Annotated in this window: 21 protein-coding genes; 8 read left to right on the forward strand and 13 right to left on the reverse strand. The window is 67.3% G+C overall.

Annotation, left to right across the window (positions count from 1 at the left end; translation table 11 throughout):
* Positions 1 to 146: 146 nt before the first annotated feature.
* From NX1_RS01620 to hppD, 9 genes are all read right to left on the reverse strand, one after another.
* Positions 147 to 482 carry a DUF5615 family PIN-like protein gene (locus NX1_RS01620; protein ID WP_068052446.1) on the reverse strand — a complete coding sequence of 112 codons (336 nt, stop codon included), beginning with the start codon at positions 480 to 482 and terminating at the stop codon, positions 147 to 149.
* A complete protein-coding gene (locus NX1_RS38310; RefSeq protein WP_281216013.1) occupies positions 479 to 772 on the reverse strand; it encodes a DUF433 domain-containing protein in 294 nt (97 codons plus the stop codon). The genes NX1_RS01620 and NX1_RS38310 overlap by 4 nt, the downstream gene beginning before the upstream one ends.
* Positions 773 to 967: 195 nt before the next feature.
* Positions 968 to 2,158: an elongation factor Tu gene (gene tuf / locus NX1_RS01625; protein WP_068052449.1), complete on the reverse strand. Its 1,191-nt coding sequence runs from the start codon at positions 2,156 to 2,158 to the stop codon at positions 968 to 970.
* Positions 2,159 to 2,292: 134 nt separating this feature from the next.
* Entirely contained in the window at positions 2,293 to 4,395 is a 2,103-nt protein-coding gene (fusA, locus tag NX1_RS01630; protein WP_068052453.1) for an elongation factor G, read from the reverse strand.
* A 150-nt stretch (positions 4,396 to 4,545) separates the two neighbouring features.
* Positions 4,546 to 5,016 (reverse strand): 30S ribosomal protein S7, encoded by a 471-nt coding sequence (gene rpsG / locus NX1_RS01635; RefSeq protein ID WP_011211611.1) that lies wholly within the window; start codon positions 5,014 to 5,016, stop codon positions 4,546 to 4,548.
* Position 5,017: 1 nt separating this feature from the next.
* On the reverse strand, positions 5,018 to 5,392 hold the full coding sequence (gene rpsL, locus NX1_RS01640) for a 30S ribosomal protein S12 (RefSeq protein ID WP_014353064.1): 375 nt from the start codon (positions 5,390 to 5,392) through the stop codon (positions 5,018 to 5,020).
* Positions 5,393 to 5,745: 353 nt separating this feature from the next.
* Positions 5,746 to 6,300 (reverse strand): DUF3558 domain-containing protein, encoded by a 555-nt coding sequence (locus NX1_RS01645; protein WP_068052455.1) that lies wholly within the window; start codon positions 6,298 to 6,300, stop codon positions 5,746 to 5,748.
* The gene (locus NX1_RS01650) at positions 6,297 to 6,785 is read right to left on the reverse strand and encodes a DUF3558 domain-containing protein (protein ID WP_068052896.1); all 489 of its coding nucleotides are present in this window, start codon (positions 6,783 to 6,785) and stop codon (positions 6,297 to 6,299) included. Before NX1_RS01650 ends, NX1_RS01645 begins: the two co-directional genes overlap by 4 nt.
* Positions 6,786 to 7,066: 281 nt before the next feature.
* Positions 7,067 to 8,245, reverse strand: coding sequence for a 4-hydroxyphenylpyruvate dioxygenase (hppD, locus tag NX1_RS01655; RefSeq protein ID WP_068052458.1), 1,179 nt, complete (start codon positions 8,243 to 8,245; stop codon positions 7,067 to 7,069).
* Positions 8,246 to 8,406: 161 nt separating this feature from the next.
* Here hppD and NX1_RS01660 point away from each other — a divergent pair, with 161 nt between their 5' ends.
* Positions 8,407 to 8,931, forward strand: coding sequence for an Lrp/AsnC family transcriptional regulator (locus tag NX1_RS01660; RefSeq protein WP_068052461.1), 525 nt, complete (start codon positions 8,407 to 8,409; stop codon positions 8,929 to 8,931).
* 11 nt (positions 8,932 to 8,942) lie between these two features.
* Here the strand turns inward: NX1_RS01660 and NX1_RS01665 are convergent, their stop codons facing one another.
* Together NX1_RS01665 and NX1_RS01670 are read right to left on the reverse strand one after the other, a co-directional pair.
* Positions 8,943 to 10,055, reverse strand: coding sequence for a winged helix DNA-binding domain-containing protein (locus tag NX1_RS01665; RefSeq protein WP_068052465.1), 1,113 nt, complete (start codon positions 10,053 to 10,055; stop codon positions 8,943 to 8,945).
* A gap of 22 nt (positions 10,056 to 10,077) precedes the next feature.
* A complete protein-coding gene (locus tag NX1_RS01670) occupies positions 10,078 to 11,052 on the reverse strand; it encodes an NADPH:quinone oxidoreductase family protein (protein ID WP_068052468.1) in 975 nt (324 codons plus the stop codon).
* Positions 11,053 to 11,166: 114 nt separating this feature from the next.
* Between NX1_RS01670 and NX1_RS01675 the strand changes: the two genes are divergently transcribed.
* From NX1_RS01675 to NX1_RS01685, 3 genes are all read left to right on the forward strand, one after another.
* Positions 11,167 to 11,484 carry a type VII secretion target gene (locus NX1_RS01675; RefSeq protein WP_068052470.1) on the forward strand — a complete coding sequence of 106 codons (318 nt, stop codon included), beginning with the start codon at positions 11,167 to 11,169 and terminating at the stop codon, positions 11,482 to 11,484.
* Positions 11,481 to 12,608 (forward strand): transglycosylase SLT domain-containing protein, encoded by a 1,128-nt coding sequence (locus tag NX1_RS01680; protein WP_068052474.1) that lies wholly within the window; start codon positions 11,481 to 11,483, stop codon positions 12,606 to 12,608. The genes NX1_RS01675 and NX1_RS01680 overlap by 4 nt, the downstream gene beginning before the upstream one ends.
* 422 nt (positions 12,609 to 13,030) lie before the next feature.
* Positions 13,031 to 13,804, forward strand: a complete 774-nt coding sequence (locus NX1_RS01685) for an acyl-[acyl-carrier-protein] thioesterase (protein ID WP_068052477.1) — start codon at positions 13,031 to 13,033, stop codon at positions 13,802 to 13,804.
* 42 nt (positions 13,805 to 13,846) lie between these two features.
* Here the strand turns inward: NX1_RS01685 and NX1_RS01690 are convergent, their stop codons facing one another.
* The gene (locus tag NX1_RS01690; protein WP_068052480.1) at positions 13,847 to 15,517 is read right to left on the reverse strand and encodes an FAD-dependent oxidoreductase; all 1,671 of its coding nucleotides are present in this window, start codon (positions 15,515 to 15,517) and stop codon (positions 13,847 to 13,849) included.
* Positions 15,518 to 15,705: 188 nt separating this feature from the next.
* Between NX1_RS01690 and NX1_RS01695 the strand changes: the two genes are divergently transcribed.
* Complete coding sequence (locus tag NX1_RS01695; protein ID WP_068052483.1) at positions 15,706 to 16,197, forward strand: SixA phosphatase family protein; 492 nt, start codon at positions 15,706 to 15,708, stop codon at positions 16,195 to 16,197.
* A gap of 13 nt (positions 16,198 to 16,210) precedes the next feature.
* On the opposite strand, the gene NX1_RS01700 is transcribed toward NX1_RS01695, so the two are convergent.
* Positions 16,211 to 16,414 carry a hypothetical protein gene (locus NX1_RS01700; protein ID WP_068052486.1) on the reverse strand — a complete coding sequence of 68 codons (204 nt, stop codon included), beginning with the start codon at positions 16,412 to 16,414 and terminating at the stop codon, positions 16,211 to 16,213.
* 86 nt (positions 16,415 to 16,500) lie between these two features.
* Here NX1_RS01700 and NX1_RS01705 point away from each other — a divergent pair, with 86 nt between their 5' ends.
* The 3 genes from NX1_RS01705 to NX1_RS01715 all read left to right on the forward strand — a co-directional run bounded on the left by NX1_RS01705 (position 16,501) and on the right by NX1_RS01715 (position 18,479).
* A complete protein-coding gene (locus NX1_RS01705; RefSeq protein ID WP_068052489.1) occupies positions 16,501 to 16,869 on the forward strand; it encodes a VOC family protein in 369 nt (122 codons plus the stop codon).
* 144 nt (positions 16,870 to 17,013) lie between these two features.
* Positions 17,014 to 17,463 (forward strand): MerR family transcriptional regulator, encoded by a 450-nt coding sequence (locus tag NX1_RS01710; RefSeq protein WP_245668265.1) that lies wholly within the window; start codon positions 17,014 to 17,016, stop codon positions 17,461 to 17,463.
* Positions 17,460 to 18,479, forward strand: a complete 1,020-nt coding sequence (locus NX1_RS01715; RefSeq protein WP_068052495.1) for an aldo/keto reductase — start codon at positions 17,460 to 17,462, stop codon at positions 18,477 to 18,479. Before NX1_RS01710 ends, NX1_RS01715 begins: the two co-directional genes overlap by 4 nt.
* Positions 18,480 to 18,515 lie beyond the last annotated feature (36 nt).

An 18,515-nucleotide genomic window follows, 5' to 3' on the forward strand; every position in this document is an offset into this window, starting at 1 on the left:
CTCCGACAGAAGCGCGAACATCCGGCTCGCGTCGGCAAGACAGGGCCAAATCCGATGCGCGGTCGTCGCGAGTTCAAAGTAGCCAGGCCCCTTGTCGACCGCAGGCCCACCCCACTGTCCACCGAATTACCCCCGCGGGGACGCGGTCACCGAACTTCGATGATCCTTTCCCCCGCCTCGATCATCTGGACCATGGTGGGAAGGATTGGAATGACCGCTTCGATAAGCGCTTTTCGCGAGCAATTCCCAATCCTGATCCAGACGACCGCAGGCGCATCGAGTTCAGGCTGGACGCGGCCGAGGAGGATGAAGTGCTCGTCCTTCGTGACGATGGCCGCGCCACGACGCAACCCCTCGTTCCACACTTCCGGGTCCGAAGCAGAGGTCATGTCCAGATCACAGACATGGACAGCATCGTGCCCCTCACTCGCCATCGCGCGCGCCAATGCGGGCGGAAGCTGTGCATCGACAAGGAATTTCAAGAGGCGGTCCGCAGGATCGGATGATCGATCTCGGCGGCAGCGAACGCCAGGCAGGCGCGAATATCTTCCAGCTCGAGGTACGGATAGTCGGCGAGAATGGACTCTTCGGTCTCACCGGCAGCCAAAAGCTCGAGCACGTCCTTCACCCTGATTCGCATGCCACGGATGCAGGGCCGTCCACCGCACTGATTCGGGTCGAACGTAATCCTGGACACCGGCCAAGCATACCCGGCAAGCGGCGCCGCCGGTCCATAGCTCGACCACGGTCGCCGCACCCGAGGCTTACACATCCGCGTCACCGGACTCGGGCGGCTCGACCGGACCGAAATCGCCTTCCGGCTCGCTGGTGACCAGCTTCGGCAACGCGGGGTCCGCGTAGACCTCGGCAGTGTGCCGCCCCCTTGGATGTCGTCGAACCCCCGGAAACGCCGAACGGCGCCACTCCTTGCGGAGCGGCGCCGTTGGGAGATCGGTGATTCAGGGAATCACTTGATGATCTTGGTGACGCGGCCGGCGCCGACGGTGCGGCCACCCTCGCGGATCGCGAAGCGCAGGCCCTCTTCCATGGCGACCGGCTGGATGAGCTTGACGCTCATCTCGGTGTTGTCGCCCGGCATGACCATCTCGGTGCCCTCGGGGAGGGTCACGACGCCGGTCACGTCGGTGGTGCGGAAGTAGAACTGCGGGCGGTAGTTGTTGAAGAACGGGGTGTGGCGGCCGCCCTCGTCCTTCGACAGGATGTACGCCTGGCCCTCGAAATCGGTGTGCGGGGTGGTGGTGCCCGGCTTCACGATGACCTGGCCGCGCTCGACATCCTCGCGCTTGATACCACGAACCAGCAGACCGACGTTGTCGCCCGCCTGGCCCTGGTCGAGCAGCTTGCGGAACATCTCGATACCGGTGACCGTGGTCTTGGTCTTCTCCGGACGGATGCCGACGATCTCGACTTCCTCGTTCACGTTGATCACGCCACGCTCGACGCGACCGGTGACGACGGTGCCACGACCGGTGATGGTGAACACGTCCTCGACCGGCATCAGGAACGGCTTGTCGGTCTCACGGACCGGGTCCGGGATCGACTCGTCGACCGCGGCCATCAGGTCCAGCACGGACTGGGTCCACTTCGGGTCGCCCTCGAGCGCCTTCAGACCGGAGACACGCACGACCGGCGCGTCCTCGTCGAACTCCTGGGCGGCCAGCAGCTCGCGGACCTCCATCTCGACGAGCTCGAGGATCTCCTCGTCGTCGACCATGTCCGACTTGTTCAGCGCGACCAGGATGTAGGGCACGCCGACCTGACGGGCGAGCAGCACGTGCTCACGGGTCTGCGGCATCGGGCCGTCGGTGGCGGCGACCACGAGGATGGCGCCGTCCATCTGCGCCGCACCGGTGATCATGTTCTTGATGTAGTCGGCGTGACCCGGGGCGTCGACGTGAGCGTAGTGGCGCTTCTCGGTCTGGTACTCGACGTGCGAGATGTTGATCGTGATGCCACGCGCCTTCTCTTCCGGCGCCTTGTCGATCTGGTCGAACGCGAAGGCCGCGTTCAGATCGGGGTACTTGTCAGCCAGCACCTTGGTGATCGCCGCGGTCAGCGTGGTCTTGCCGTGGTCGACGTGACCGATGGTGCCGATGTTGACGTGGGGCTTCGTCCGCTCGAACTTCGCCTTCGCCACTTTGGGTCCTCCTGGACTGTGTTGGTTCCTGCAGTTGCAGCAGTGCGGGGGTCATCCCCGCGAGTGCGGGAATTCGGGGTCTTGCTGACTCCCGGTGAGTTCCGGGGCAAGTGTGCCACCTGCCCCGGAGAGACTTACTCGCCGGTCGCCTTGGCGATGATCTCCTTCGACACGTTGGCCGGAACCTCCGCGTACGAATCGAACACCATGGAGTAGTTCGCCCGGCCCTGGGTCTTCGACCGCAGGTCACCGATGTAACCGAACATCTCCGAGAGCGGAACCAGCGCCTTGACGACACGGGCACCACTGCGTTCCTCCATGGCCTGGATCTGGCCACGGCGGGAGTTCAGGTCGCCGATCACGTCGCCCATGTAATCCTCGGGCGTGGTGACCTCGACAGCCATCATCGGCTCGAGGATCACCGGACCGGCCTTACGGGCCGCTTCCTTCAGTGCCTGCGCGCCGGCGATCTTGAATGCCATTTCCGACGAGTCGACGTCGTGGTAGGCACCGTCGAGCAGGGTGACCTTCAGGTTGACCAGCGGGTAGCCAGCGAGCACACCGTACTGCATGGCGTCCTGGGCACCGGCGTCGACCGAAGGGATGTATTCCCTCGGCACGCGGCCACCGGTGACCTTGTTCTCGAACTCGTAGTGCGCGCCGTCCTCGCCGACGAACGGCTCGAGGCCGATGATGACCTTCGCGAACTGGCCCGAACCACCGGTCTGCTTCTTGTGGGTGTATTCGAGCTTCTCGACCGTCTTGGTGATGGTCTCGCGGTAGGCCACCTGCGGCTTGCCGACGTTCGCCTCGACCTTGAACTCGCGCTTCATGCGGTCGACGAGGATGTCGAGGTGCAGCTCGCCCATACCGCCGATGACGGTCTGGCCGGTCTCGGCGTCCAGCTTGACCGAGAAGGTCGGGTCCTCTTCCGAGAGGCGCTGGATCGCGGTGCCCAGCTTCTCCTGGTCGGACTTGGTCTTGGGCTCGATGGAGACCTCGATGACCGGGTCCGGGAAGGTCATGGACTCCAGCACGATCTGGTTCTGCGGATCGCACAGGGTGTCACCGGTGGTGGTGTCCTTGAGGCCGATGACGGCGTAGATGTGGCCCGCGGAGGCCGCACCCACCGGGTTCTCCTTGTTGGAGTGCATCTGGAACAGCTTGCCCAGACGCTCCTTCTTGCCCTTGGTCGAGTTGATGACCTGGGCGCCGGAGTCGACCTTGCCCGAGTACACCCGGACGTAGGTCAGCTTGCCGAAGAAGGGGTGCACCGCGATCTTGAACGCGAGGGCCGCGAACGGCTCGTCGGCGCTCGGCTTGCGGGTCAGCAGCTCCTCTTCCTTGCCGGGCACGTGGCCGGTGGTGGCCTCGACGTCCAGCGGGGAGGGCAGGTAGTCGATGACCGCGTCGAGCATGGGCTGAACGCCCTTGTTCTTGAACGCGGAACCACAGAGCACCGGGTAGAGCTCGGAGGTCACCGTCAGCTTGCGGATGGCGCCCTTGATCTCCTCGACCGTGAGCTCCTCGCCGCCGAAGAACTTCTCCAGCAGCGCCTCGTCCGACTCGGCGACGGTCTCGAGCAGCTCCTGGCGGTACTGCTCGGCCTGCTCCTTCAGATCCTCCGGGATCTCGACGACCTCGTACTGCTCACCGAGCTTGGTCTCACCACGCCACACCTTGGCGTTGTTCTCGACCAGGTCGACGATGCCCTCGAAGGTGTCCTCCGCGCCGATCGGCAGCTGGATGACCAGGGGCTTGGCGCCGAGGCGCTCCTTGATGGTCCGCACGGTGAAGTAGAAGTCCGCACCGAGCTTGTCCATCTTGTTGACGAAGCAGATCCGCGGCACGTCGTACTTGTCGGCCTGACGCCACACCTGCTCGGACTGCGGCTCGACGCCTTCCTTGCCGTCGAACACCGCGACGGCGCCGTCGAGCACGCGCAGCGACCGCTCCACCTCCACGGTGAAGTCGACGTGCCCGGGGGTGTCGATGATGTTGATCTGGTTGTCGTTCCAGAAGCACGTGGTAGCCGCGGAGGTGATGGTGATACCACGCTCCTGCTCCTGCTCCATCCAGTCCATCGTGGCCGCGCCGTCGTGGACCTCACCGATCTTGTAGGTGATACCGGTGTAGAAGAGGATGCGTTCGGTAGTGGTGGTCTTACCGGCATCGATGTGGGCCATGATGCCGATGTTTCGGACCTTGTTCAGGTCGGTGAGCACGTCCTGTGCCACGGAAATCTTCCCCGCTCGTAGCTAGTTGGGATCTTCGGGTTCCAGACCCTGTCGGGTCATCACTATGTCAACGCCGGGAGGGGCACCGAAGTGCCGCCTCTCGACTGTGAGCCTTCCGGCGCCGACACGGAGCGACGGGCCGGCCGACAATCACCAGCGGTAGTGCGCGAACGCCCGGTTCGACTCGGCCATCTTGTGGGTGTCCTCGCGACGCTTCACCGAAGCGCCGAGACCGTTGCTCGCGTCGAGCAGCTCGTTGGCCAGACGCTCGACCATGGTCTTCTCACGACGCGCACGGGCGAAGTTGACCAGCCAGCGCAGCGCCAGGGTGTTGGCACGGCCGGGACGAACCTCGACCGGAACCTGGTAGGTGGCGCCACCGACGCGGCGGGGCTTCACCTCGAGCGACGGCTTGACGTTGTCGAGCGCGCGCTTGAGGGTGACGACCGGGTCGGTGCCGGTCTTCTCGCGCGCCTGCTCGAGCGCGCCGTAGACGATGCGCTCTGCGGTCGACTTCTTGCCGTCCAGCAGGATCTTGTTGACCAGCTGGGTGACCAGCGGCGACCCGTAGACCGGGTCGTTGATCAACGGACGCTTGGGAGCGGGGCCCTTGCGCGGCATATCAGCTCTTCTCCTTCTTCGCGCCGTAGCGGCTGCGGGCCTGCTTGCGGTTCTTCACACCCTGGGTGTCCAGCGAGCCACGGATGATCTTGTAGCGGACACCGGGGAGGTCCTTCACACGACCGCCACGAACGAGCACCATCGAGTGCTCCTGGAGGTTGTGGCCCTCGCCGGGGATGTAAGCCGTGACCTCGACCGCGCTGGTCAGGCGAACACGCGCGACCTTACGCAGCGCGGAGTTCGGCTTCTTCGGGGTCGTGGTGTACACGCGGGTGCACACGCCACGACGCTGCGGGCTCCCCTTGAGGGCCGCGGTCTTGGTCTTGGCGACCTTGTCACGGCGACCCTTGCGGACCAGCTGGTTGATGGTTGGCATAGACCGGCTTTCCTTGTTGTCTAACGCGGTGTTTGGACTTCGTGTCTGTGTTCAATTGGCGGGGCGTGCACGTCGGCCCCTACGTGGTCACGCAGACCCTCGGCCTTCGTTTCCGACGCTCGCACCGCCGTTCATCGAGCATTCACTCGCACGTCCAACCACGTTTCTCGCGTCCCGAGGTCGGGCGTGTCGCGCGGCGGACAGAACCCCGATTCCGGGCATGCCGGGGAGGTCGGCCGCTCTCGCTGGCCTACGTCCTACGCACGAACTTGCCCGCATGCTTCCGGGCACAGCGATCCACGATACTCGCGGCCTTCGCGCAGGGTCAAAGTGGGGTCGTTCTGGGTACCGTTTTACCTGGCCAGATTCAAAGTCAGCTCCAGCAATTGCTTGGCCGCGGCGCACGGGTCCGGGTGCGAGGAACCGGGCCGGTAATTGATCCACCAACCCACCACGCCGCTGTCGGCCGCGCTCGCGCTGACACCGCACGAGTGCGGGTCGTTGGGCCGTCTCGTCTGCAACGCGCGACTGCTCTGCACCGTCACGCTCTCCGAGAGATAACCGAGCTTGTCGTTGGTGATCTTCTCGTTGTTCAGCGTGCCGAGCTCGTACCAGTTGAGCGTCACCATGGCCATTCCGCCCGGCGCGTCGTGGACATCCCACATGCACACGGCGCCGAGGAAGGAACCCTCGACGATCTGGGCCTTACCCACGATCTCACCGATCTTGGTGGCGTCGACGACCTCGCACTCGCGCAGCAGCTTGTCGAAATTGGTGTTCGCGGGCTCGCCGGCGCCGACGGGCTCGGGCACGCCGGGGATCGTCTGGCCGCAGCCGGCAGCGGCGACGATCGTCAAGGCCAGCGCCGCTGTCGCTCCCGCGACGCGGCGGCGCCACCCGGCCGTCATCCCAGCCTCTGCAAAGTCAGGCCGGCCAGTTGCCGCATCCGGTCGCAGGGGTTGCCGCTCACCTCGGAGAAGTTCCCGGTGAACGTCGACCACTCGAAGAAGTCGTCGTCCAGTTGCACGGCGAGATCGCACACGCGCCCGCTCGGATCCAACGCCTGGAACCCGCGCCTGCCGCCCACTTCGATCACCTCCGGTCCACGCCCCTGCAGCGAAACCCACGCCCGCTCGCGGTCGATCGGACTGCCGCGGTACGACGCGAATGTCACGCTTGGCGAACTGGCCCCGGCGGACTGCCAATTGCAGCCGACCGAGTTACGGAACACTTGCGAGATCCGGCCGAGACCGCCGAGGTCACGCACCTCGTCGTCGGTGACGTGACCGCACTCGCCGACGAACGGTCCCAACGCCGCGACCTTGGGCGGTGGGCGCAGCGGCCCGTTGCCCGAATCCCCTCCGTCACCGCCACCGCATGCGGACAAAAGCATCGAAGCGAGGGCCACCGCCGAAACGCGAACCTTCCAGGAAGGGATCACGACACCTCTTTCGACAACGAAACCCGGAAAACGGTCGCCGGTACCCGGGTGCCCGCGCGACGGCGATCCAGCCGGACCACGCTTCGTGAACACACCATGCCGACGACTCTACCGAGGGGCCGTCCCGAAGGCATGGCGCCGACGGACCGGCGGCGCATCATCGCCGCCGGCCATCGCATCCGAGCATGCTCGCAATCGTCGAAATACGCCCGACCAGAGGGTCTTTCGCGGCCCTAGAGATTGCCGCGGGCGTGTTGTTCGCGCTCGATCGCTTGGAACAGGGCCTTGAAGTTGCCCTTGCCGAAGCCGAGGGAGCCGTGGCGTTCGATGAGTTCGAAGAAGACAGTGGGGCGGTCGGTGAGTGGCTTGGTGAAGATCTGGAGCAGGTAGCCGTCCTCGTCGCGGTCGACCAGGATGCCTCGGCGCTGTAGTTGCGCCACCGGTACTCGCACCCGGCCGATGCGGGCGCGCAGTTCCGGGTCCTCGTAGTAGGTGTCGGGTGTTTCCAGGAATTCCACTCCCTCGCGGCGCAGGTTGTCGACGCAGGTGAGGATGTCGTTGGTGGCCAGCGCGATGTGCTGGACGCCGGGCCCGCGGTAGAACTCCAGGTACTCGTCGATCTGGGAGCGCTTCTTGCCGACTGCGGGCTCGTTCAGCGGGAACTTCACCCGGTGGTTGCCGTTGGCCACGACCTTGCTCATCAGCGCCGAGTACTCGGTGGCGATGTCGTCGCCGACGAATTCGGCCATGTTCGTGAAACCCATGACGCGGCGGTAGAACTCGACCCAGTGGTCCATCATGCCGAGCTCGACGTTGCCGACGACGTGGTCGATGGCCTGGAACAGCCGAGTCGGCGCGCCCGCGCGCGGCTGGTGGCCGGAGTTGCGGGCCACATAGCCCGGCCGGTACGGACCGTAATAGTCGGAGCGGTCGACGAGGGTGTGCCTGGTGTCGCCGTATGCGGCCAGCGCCGCGGTGCGGATCGTGCCGCAGTCGTCGCTCTCGTCGTGCGGCTCGACAAGAACGGTCGCGCCGTGGGTGCGCGCCCACTCGACGCAGCGGTCGACGTCGGGCACCTCGAGCGCGATGTCGACCACGCCGTCGCCGTGCCGATCGTGGTGGGCGATCAGCGGGCTTTCCGGATGCACCGCACCGGTGACGACGAACCGGGCGGCGCCGCTGCGCAGCACGAACGCCTTGTGGTCGCGGTTGCCGGTCTCGGGCCCGGAATACGCCTCGAGCCGCATCCCGAACGCCGATTGCATGAAGTGCGCGGTCTGCGTCGCGTTGCCGACCACCCAGACCAGGGCATCCCAGCCGATCACGGGAAAGGGGTCGATGCTGTCGTCGTGGTCGACCAGTCCGACGAGCCCGCGCAGCTCGCCGTCGGTCGGCAGGTGCTCGATGGTCATGGATCAAGCAAACGTCCGCCGCCGACCGGTAGGCAACCGCCCCGATTTTCGGTAGACACAGTGGCTCATTCGGCTAGCAAACGGTGCGGGATGCTGGACAATTTGAATAGCATGGATCGAACAGGCACGCTGCCACGTTCGCGCCCCCACAGGAGGTCGCCATGTCACGCACTCCGGCGAAGCTGGACGAACTCGACCTCGCCATTCTGACCGCGATGCACGAGCATCAGAAGGCGGGGATACTCGAGCTCTCCCGGCGCACCCGGGTGGCGCGAGCCACCGTGCAGTCGCGCATCGGCCGCATGGAGGAGGCGGGCGTGATCGCCTCCTACGACCCGCAGATCGACGTCACCGCAGCGGGTTTCGACGTGCAGGCTTTCGTCACGCTGGAGATCGCGCAGGGCGCGCTGGACACGGTGGCCGCCGAACTCGCGGCCATCCCAGGCGTGCTGGAGGCGTACGCGACGACCGGTTCGGGAGACGTGCTGTGCCGCATCGGCGCCGACTCGCACGCCGGGCTGCAATCGGTACTGCTCAGCATCGACCGGACGAGTTCGGTGGATCGCTCGCACAGCGTCATCGTGCTGTCCACAGTGGTGCCGCGGCGCACTTTGCCGCTGCTACGCACGCTGACGCCGACCGGAAGCAGCAAGGCCCCCGCGTACCGGGAGTCCCACGAGCGCTGACGCGCCCAGTTTCACGGCCGCAGGTCCGCCCCGACCTCGAGAATCTCCACGCTCGGCCGCTTGTCGCCCTCCAGGAAGGCAAGCAGCGCAAGCGCTTCGGCCTCCACCTCGGCCCGCTCGGCGGCCGACCACACGCGGCTCGGGCTGACCCGCAATCGCGCGACGCCGGACTGCGGGAAGATCTTGTACAACCCCGCGACGAAGCCGTCCAGCAGCACCGGGGACACCGCCGTCGCGAAGGCGCGCAGCGTCGGGGTCGCGCCGTCCGGCACGATCCGGCTCCGATCCTGATGCGACAGAACGGCATTGTCGTACCAGCCGAGCAGCCGGACCGGCGCGGGCAGCTCCGGGTCGGCCAGTTCGGCGTCGGCGAGGTCGTAGAGGACGCGGCCGCGCTCGTCGGTGTAGGTGCGCAGCCGGTCCCCGAGCGCGTCGACGGCCTTCTTCATCCCGGTCAGCTTCGACCACGCCTGCATGTCCATGGTCGTCGCCGGGCCGAACGCGCGCAGATACCGGACGAGCAGCTCCGCGAGCGGGTAGCCGGGATCGAGCGGCGCGCCCAGCCACGGCTGGACTCGCGACCACACCGGACGGCTGCTGTCCTTCCACTTCCCGCGCGGCGGCGTCTGCAGGACCGGCAGCTGATACAGCCAGGTCTGCACCACCGCGCCGGGATCCCGGTCCGGCCACAGCGCCGCGGCGCGGGCGCGCAGCTCAGCGGCCGGCGTCGGCTCGTCACCGAGCGCCTCCTCGCCGCGGGCCCGCACCTCCTCCGGATCGAGGCCGATCATCGCGCCGTAGTTGAAGCCCTTGCGGAAGGGGATCTTCTCCAGCTCCGGCTGGATGTGCGGCGCGATGCGCAGCGCGTCCGGCGGGGTGACCAGGTGAATCGTGCCGCGCATCAATGTGATACGGACCAGAGAGCGGTCCTCCAGCCCCGCCGACACCGTCTCGGGATCGAAATCCGCGAGGCGGCTCCACAATCCGATGAACGGCGGCGGCACGTCCTGCGCCTGCAGGCCGACCAGGTGATCGCACATCCGCGGCACTGTCAGCGGCGAACGCTCCAGCAGGTGCTGGCGCTGCAACAAAGTCCGGTTCAACACCCGGTGGGAAAGCGTCATGAGAGGACAGCGACCGCCGCGCTCAGCGCAGGGTGACGACGACCTTTCCGGTGGCGGTGCGGTTGTCCAGCGAGGCGACGGCCTCGGCCGCGCGGTCCAGCGGGTAGAGCACCGGCTGCGGCGGCGCGATCTCACCGGCGGCCAGCAGCGGCTCCACCTCGGCCCACTGTTCGGCCAGGTAGCCGGGATGGGTCATGACCCACTCGCCCCAGGCCGCGCCGGTCACCTCGACGTTCTTGAGCAGCAGGCGGTTCACCTTCACCGTCGGAATCTCTCCCGCGGTGAAGCCGACGACCAGCAGCCGCCCGGCCGAGGCCAGCGAGCGGATGCTGTCGGTGAAGCGGTCACCGCCCACCGGGTCCAGCACGATATCGACGCCGCGTCCGCCGGTCAGCTCCTTCACCGCGGCGAGCCAGCCGTCGGCGAGCACCACGTCGGTGGCGCCGTTGGCCTTCGCGACCTCGGCCTTCTCCGGCGTGCTCACCACGGCGATCATCCGGCCCGCGCCCAGCGCCGCCGCCATGCGCAGCGTCGAGGTGCCGATGCCGCCCGCGGCGCCGTGCACGAGCACCGTCTCGCCCTTGGCCAGCCTGCCGCGGTTGCGCAGGCAGAAGTGCACCGTCAGATCGTTGAACAGGATGCCCGCGCCCGCCTCCAGCGAAATGTTGTCCGGCAGCTTGAACACCATCTGCGCGGGCGCCACGGCGACCTCGGCCATGGCATTGCCCAGCAGCGTCAGCGCGACCACCCGGTCGCCGGGCCGCACGTGCGCGTCGGCGGGCGCCTCGCGCACCACGCCCGCGACCTCGCCGCCCACCACGAACGGCAGCTCCGGCTTCATCTGATACAGCCCGCGGGTCATCAGCACGTCGGGGAACGCGACGCCGGCCGCGTGCACGTCGATGACCACGCCGCCCGGATACGACGCGGGCTCCGGGATCTCCACGATCTCGATCGCTTCCGGTCCCTCCAGCTTGCTGACCTGGGCTGCGCGCATGTGCCGACCTCTCCGTCCGTTCGACGACATCGGTCGCCGTCGATGACACCGTGACCAACATAACGATTTTGCTATGCTGGCCGCGACTTTCAGGTCGGGGAGAAGGGGGTTTTCATGGTCGACGGACCGCAACAGCTGCAGGTGAATCCGCAAGCCCTACAGAAGTTCGCGAACGATCTCGGCGGCGAGGCGGGCCTGATCCGCGGGCTCGACATCGGCAATGGGTTCGATCCCGCCGTATCGGCGCTGCCGGGCACGAGCTTCGGCAACTCCGCGGGCCACGCCACCGACGTGCTCAACAAGTGCTTGCACCGCATCGCCGACCGGCTCGACAAGGTCGCCAACAGCACCCGCACCGCGGCGGGCGCCTACGAGGTCGCCGAGGACGATTTCGCGACCCGCCTCCGCACGATCGCGCTCGAACTGCCATGACGCTCACGATCGGAAACGTCGCCGCCTGGGAGCCCGCGCAGGTCGGCACCGCGGGCGCGAACGCGCGCACACTCTCCGAACAACTCGACGCGGCGGTACGCAAGGGCTCCGACGACACGGCCCGGCTCGGCACCGACAAGGTGTGGTCCGGCGCGGCCGCCGATGCCGCCAATACCCGGATGGACACCGAGAAGATCCGCTCGGGGGCGGTGAGCAGCGCGCTGCTCGCGCTCGCCACCGCCTTCGAAGCCGAAGTCGGCAACCTGACCGAAGCCAAATCCAATGTGCTTCGCCTTCGCGACCAAGCCGCCAGTGCCGGTCCCGTCCCCGCCGAGGGCATGGGCCTGATCGCGGGCTTCACGGTGAACGACAACGGCACCGTCGACGCCACCGCGCGCACCGACGAACTGCTCCGCGACCTCACCGGCCAAGCCGCCGACGATCTGCGCCTTCGCGTCCGCGCCGACGCCGCGAGCTGGGAAACCCAGATCACCACGGCCCTGCAGACCGCCGAGAACGTGGCGACCGAGGCGCAGCGCAAGGTCGACACCGCCGTCACCAAGCTCCAATCGGCGCTCGACGGCCTCGCCGACACCAAACTCGTCCCCCCACCGGCGCCGGCCACCCCGGCCGCCACCACCCCACCCACCACGCAGCGGCCGAGTAGTCCGCAGTATGTGATGTCGTCGGGTAACGGCGGGCACGGCACCGGCACACCGTCGGGCAGCATGAGTTCGGGCGGCCCGGTCGGGCCCATGCCGACCGGCGACAAAGCGCAGTGGATCCAGGAAGCGCTGAAGATTCTGCGTGAGATGGGCTACGACACCAGCGATCCCAACCTGGTTGCGGATATCTCGGAGATCATTCGACGGGAGTCGGGCGACAATCCACACGCATTCAACGGCTGGGATTCGAATGCGGCGGCAGGAATTCCATCCAAGGGCCTGATGCAAACAATCGACCCGACTTTCAACGCCTACAAAGCCTCTGGTCACGACGATATTTGGAACCCAGTCGACAATATCGTGGCAGGAGTCCGGTATGCGGTCGACCGCTACGGATCCGTGCACAATGTGCCGGGCCTGGTATCACTGCGCGCGGGTGGCGCATACCAGGGCTACTGATTTCATCTCCCGCCGGAATTCGCGAGCAAGGCGAACTGCGAGGCGGCCGTCCGGCGCACGGCCGAGCAGTACGCGGCCCATCGCACCCTGGCGCACCTTGGCCGATCACGGCGATCAGGCGATACCGGCCCGCCTCCCGTGGATCACGTGGCCCCAACGGTTTCAACCGTGCCTCCCCTCGGTCCTGCACGGGATGTACCGAGGCACGGCCCGGGGCGACACCGTACTTCGGCGACCAACGGTGGCCGTGGCCGTTGACCCGGGATAATGGGAAGGTTGGACGTCGTTGTGGGGTGTTGCCAGGTATTCGCGTACCGATGAGTACAGGCGGCTCGACGCGAGGGTGTGACGTACGCCCCGTAAAGTCGTCTCACAACAGCACGCAAGAAGACGCGGCACAACGTGCAGCGCGAGGAGCACCAGTGTCACTCGATCAGCCACTCGCCCCGCTGAGCCAGGAGGGCATGGGCTATGCCTCGGCGTGGCCGGTACGGGCTGGCGATGTGGATCCGTACGACCGATTGAGGTTCGACGCCGTCGCCAGATACCTGCAGGATATCGCCTGGGAACAGCTGCATCACACGTTCCTGCACCGGTCTGATCCGAGCTGGATCGTTCGCCGCACGGTCATCGATGTCATCCGGCCGATCGTGTGGCCGGACAAAGTGCATCTGCTGCGCTGGTGTTCGAGCATGTCCACCCGCTGGTCGAACATGCGGGTCAGGATCACCAGCGACAACGGCGGGCTGATCGAGACCGAGGGCTTCTGGATCAACATCAACGAGTCGACCAACCGGCCGACCAGGATCAGCGACGACGGCCTGTCCTATCTCGCCAAGACGGCGAGCGAACACCGGCTGCGGTGGCGGCCCTACTTGACCGACCCGACTCCCCCCGAGTCGGACACCGATCTGCCTTTTCCGGTGCGGGCCACCGACATCGACCAGTACAACCACGTGAACAACGCCTGTTACTGGCAGGCGGTGGAGCAGTTCTTGGTGGACTATCCGAAGCTGGTCGCGGGACCGCACCGCGCGGTGATCGAGTACGTCGCCCCGGTGCTCGCTCGTCAGCACATCAGCGTGCGCAGCCGCTACGAACCCGGTGATCGCACCGGGCATCCGGTGCTGCGGCTGTGGTTCGTGGTCGGCGGGACGACCACGACCGTCGTCCGCATCATGCCGCTGCCCGCTTGATCGACCGGCCGGGACCGCGCGGGCCCCGACCGGTGCCGCGACTCAGCCGCGGGCGGCCTTGAGCAGGTCCTCCCTGGTGGTGAACTTGACCCGCGGACGACCCGCGGATTTGCCCGCCGACTTCTCCGCCTGATCGATGGACTTCCAGCCGGCGCGATCGACGAGGTCGGCCTGCCGCTGCGCGACGAGCGCCTTCAGCGCGTCCCGATCGCCTTGCGGCGTAGCGAGTTTGCCCGCGATGAAATCGGAGACGAGCTGCTCGACGGTCTCCTCGGAGTCGATGCGGTTCGAGCCGATGACCCCGCGCGGTCCGCGCTTGATCCAGCCGCTGACGTATACGCCGGGCAGCGGGACCCCGTCCTCGCCGAGTACTCGGCCGTGCTCGTTGGGCACAACGGCGCGACGCTCGTCGAACGGCAGACCGGCGACCGGCTCGCCGCGGTAACCGATGGAGCGCAGCACCAGCGACGCGTCGAGCCGGTCGGTCCGGTCGGTCGCGCGCGCCACCAGCTGGCCGCCCTCCTCGACGAGTTCGTTGGCCACGAATTCGATGCCCTCGACGCGCTCGTCGCCGGTCAGCGCGGTGGGCGAAGCCAAGTAGCGGAAGACGATTCGCTTGTTGGCGGGGTCGCGGCGGCCCGCGGCGTACTCCTCGGCGAGGGTGTACTTCAGCCGCAGCGAGGGCTCGACGTCCGGGTCGTCCAGCAGCGCCTGGCTCGCCGGGTCGAGCTCGAGCTCGGCCTCGTCGACGACCACGTCGACGCCCTTCAGGTGGGCGAGCGCGAGGAACTCCGGCGAGGTGTAGGCCGCCTGCAGCGGTCCGCGCCTGCCGAGCACCACGACCTCGCGGATGTTGCTGCGGCGCAGGGCGTCCAGCGCGTGGTCGGCGATGTCGGTCTTGGCGAGCTCGTCCGGGCCGACGGTGAGCACTCGCGCCACGTCCAGCGCGACGTTGCCGTTGCCGACGATCACGGCGCGCTCGCCGGACAGGTCGAATTGCCGCTCGGCGTAGTCGGGGTGGCCGTTGTACCAGGCGACGAACTCGGTGGCCGAGTGGCTGCCCGGCAGGTCCTCACCGGGGATGTTCATGTGCCGGTCGCTGGCCGCGCCGACGGCGTAGATCACCGCGTGGTGGTGCTGGAGCAGCTCCTCATGCGAGATGTGCGTGCCCACCTCGACGTTCAGGTAGTACTGGAACGCCTCGCGGCGGAACGCGGACTCGAACATGCCCGAGACCGTCTTGGTGCCGGGATGGTCGGGGGCGACGCCCGCGCGCACCAGACCCCACGGCGTCGGTAGCCGGTCGAACATCTCGACCTCGACGTCGCAGCGGCGCATCAGTTCGTCGGCGGCGTAACAGGCTGCGGGCCCCGCCCCGACGATCGCCACGCGCAGCCTGCCGAGTTCCTTCGGCGGACGCTGCGGCGCCACGATCGGCTCGAAGTTGGATTCGAGCGGGTGTCGTTCGAAATAGGCGGCGTTGATGTCGCGGAACCGCGCGAGCGAGGCCGTCAGGTCGTCCTCGGGGTAGATGGCCTCGACCGGGCACGCGTCCACGCAGGCGCCGCAGTCGATGCAGGTGTCCGGGTCGATGTAGAGCATTTCGGTCGTCGCGAACTCCGGCTGGTCCGGCGTGGGACGAATGCAGTCGACCGGGCACTCGGAGACGCAGCTGGCGTCGTTGCAACAACGCTGCGTGATTACGTAGGCCATAGTGTGCAGATCCTCGAAAATGTACGTGGGCTGGTGCCACCAAGGGTTGAGGTGGTCCGCGGCGTCACAGGGCGGATGGCGAGATGTGACCCCGCTTTCAGTGTGCCTCGAGAGTGGCGTACGCCTCTCTTCGGACTGCCTACGTGCCTATCACACCCGGGTCACGGGCGGAGGCTTACGGTATTGCCATGGTGCGGACCTTGATCCTGATGCGGCACGGCAAGTCCAGCTATCCGGACGGCGTCGGCGATCACGAGCGCCCGCTGGCGCCGCGCGGGCTGCGCGAGGCCGGCCTGGCGGGCGAATGGCTGCGCACGACCCAGCCGCCGATCGACGCGGTGCGCTGTTCGACAGCGGTGCGGACCCGCGAAACCCTGGCCGCCACCGGCGTCACCGCGCCGGTCGTCTACGAGCGCGGCATCTACGAGGCCTCGCCGCGGACCCTGATCGAACTGATCCAGCTCAGCGACGACGACGTGGAGACCCTGCTGCTGATCGGTCATGCGCCCGGAATGCCGTGGACCGCATGGGAACTGGCGGCCAATCGCACGTCGAACCAGGCCGTCGAGCTGAGCAAGAAGTTCCCCACCTCGGCCATGGCGGTGCTCGAATTCGACCGCCCCTGGTGCGATATCGACCCCGGCACCGGCGAACTCGTGCGCTTCCACATTCCGCGCTGAGGCGGGCCCGCGCTCACCGCAGCAGCTTGCCGCCGACCACGAGTCCGACGCCGAGCAGGACAAGCAGCAGAAACGCGACGAATCCGTTCGTCAGCCACCAGACAACGCCGAGCGCGACGACGAACGGCGCCACCGCGATCGCGGTGATCACCGGACTTTCCTTGACCGTGGCCCAGGCCGAGCGGGCCCGGATCCGGTCGATTTCCTTTCCAGGCATGCCACCAGGGTAGGCGCGTTTCCGCCCGCCGACCCGCGACCCGCTATATCGGTCCACCTGTCGGTGCGCGGTGGGATGCTGACGCGATGGATTGGAAAATCGAACTCGTCGCCATCCCGGTCACCGACGTCGACCGCGCCAAGGACTTCTACACCGGCATCGGCTTCAACGCCGATCACGACCATTCGCCCAGCGAGGACATCCGCTTCGTGCAGCTGACGCCGCCGGGATCGGGCTGTTCGATCTGTATCGGGCGTGGCATCACCGAGGCGGCGCCCGGCAGCGTCGAGGGCATGCAGATGGTCGTGTCCAGCGCCGAGAAGGCCTATCAGCAATTGATCGAGGCGGGTGTGGACGCCACCCCGGTCCGGGACATGGGCTGGGGCCTGTTCACCTTCTTCAGTGATCCCGACGGCAACAAGTGGGCCGTTCAGGAGCTGCCGAAGTACAACTGAGCCCTTCGTAGCCGACCCGCGCGCGGTGGGCGGCCGCACCGGATGCCGAGCGCCTCGCGCGGTTGGCAGAATCGGTCTTGCTTGGAGTGCACTCCAGGTGACTAGCGTCGTCCGTGTTCGACGAGAGGGGCGAGACCGGTGGCTGTGACGGCACGTCAAGAGGGTGACAGTGAACGGGAACGACCGAAGTACTCGATCGGCGAGGCCGCCGATCGATCGGGCCTGAGCCGTGACACGCTGCGCTGGTACGAGCGGATCGGGTTGATGGATTACATCGGCCGCGACCACACCGGCAAGCGCCGGTTCAGCGACCGGGATCTGGAATGGCTCGAGTTGATCGGCAGGCTCCGCACCACCGGCATGTCGGTCGCCGACATGCTCCGCTACGCGGAGTTGGTGCGCGCCGGTGACTCCACCTTCCCGGAGCGGCTCGCGATGTTCCGCGATACCCGCGCCGAGGTGCTCGCCAAGATCGCCGAACTGCAGAACACCGTGGCCGTGCTGGATTACAAGATCGCCATCTACGAGGGCAGATCCGCCGCGATCCGGCCGGCCGCGCTCACCACGCACGACAGCGAAGGGATCAAGGCATGACCACGACCGACACGCTCCCCACCGCCGCGCTGGGCGCCGACGGCATCCAGGTCGGCACGCAGGGCTTGGGCTGCATGGGCATGAGCGAGTTCTACGGTCCGTCCGATCTCACCGAGTCGCGAGCGACCTTGGATCGGGCGCTGGAACTCGGTGTCACCCTGTTCGACACGGCCGATGTCTACGGCTCGGGCCACAACGAGGAATTCCTCGCCGATTTCGTGCGGTCCAACCGCGATCGGGTGGTGCTCGCCACCAAGTTCGGCATCGTCCGCAAGGCCGACGACCCCGCCTTCCGCGGCCTCGACAACTCCCCCGAGTACATCCGAGCCTCGGTGGACGGCAGCCTGCGCAGGCTGGGCATCGACGTCATCGACCTGTACTACATGCACCGCCGCGATGTGCGCGTGCCGATCGAGGAAACCGTCGGCGTCATGGCCGAACTCGTCGCGGCGGGCAAGGTGCGCGCGCTCGGGCTCTCCGAGGTGACCGGTGCGGAGCTGCGCGCGGCGCACGCCGTCCACCCGATCGCCGCGGTGCAGTCGGAGTGGTCGCTGTTCTCCAGGGACGTGGAGAACACCGCGGTGCCCGCCGCCGCCGAACTCGGCGTGGCCTTCGTGCCGTATTCGCCGCTCGGCCGCGGCTTCCTGACCGGATCCTTCGCGGCGGCGGGCGAATTGGCCGACGCGAACGACTTCCGCAAGGCGATGCCGCGGTTCACCGGCGACAACGCGGCACGCAACGCCGAGCTGCTCGCCCCGGTGCGCGCCATCGCTGAGGCGCGCGGCGTGACGCCCGCCCAGGTCGCGCTGGCGTGGGTGCACAGCAGGGCGGCCGCGCACGGCCTGCCGGTGATCCCGATCCCGGGCACCCGCAGCCGCAAGCGGCTGACCGAGAACGCGGCCGCCGCGACGCTCGCGCTGTCACCCGACGAGCTCGCGACGCTCGAGCCGATCGCGGGGCAGGTGGCCGGAACCCGCTACGCGGACATGACTTTCACCTCCGCGGGCCGGGAGTAGTCATACGTTTCGCGTGTCCGAGCCGGGCGGCCGCCT

Source organism: Nocardia xishanensis NBRC 101358 (assembly GCF_001613365.1).
GTDB lineage: Bacteria > Actinomycetota > Actinomycetes > Mycobacteriales > Mycobacteriaceae > Nocardia > Nocardia xishanensis.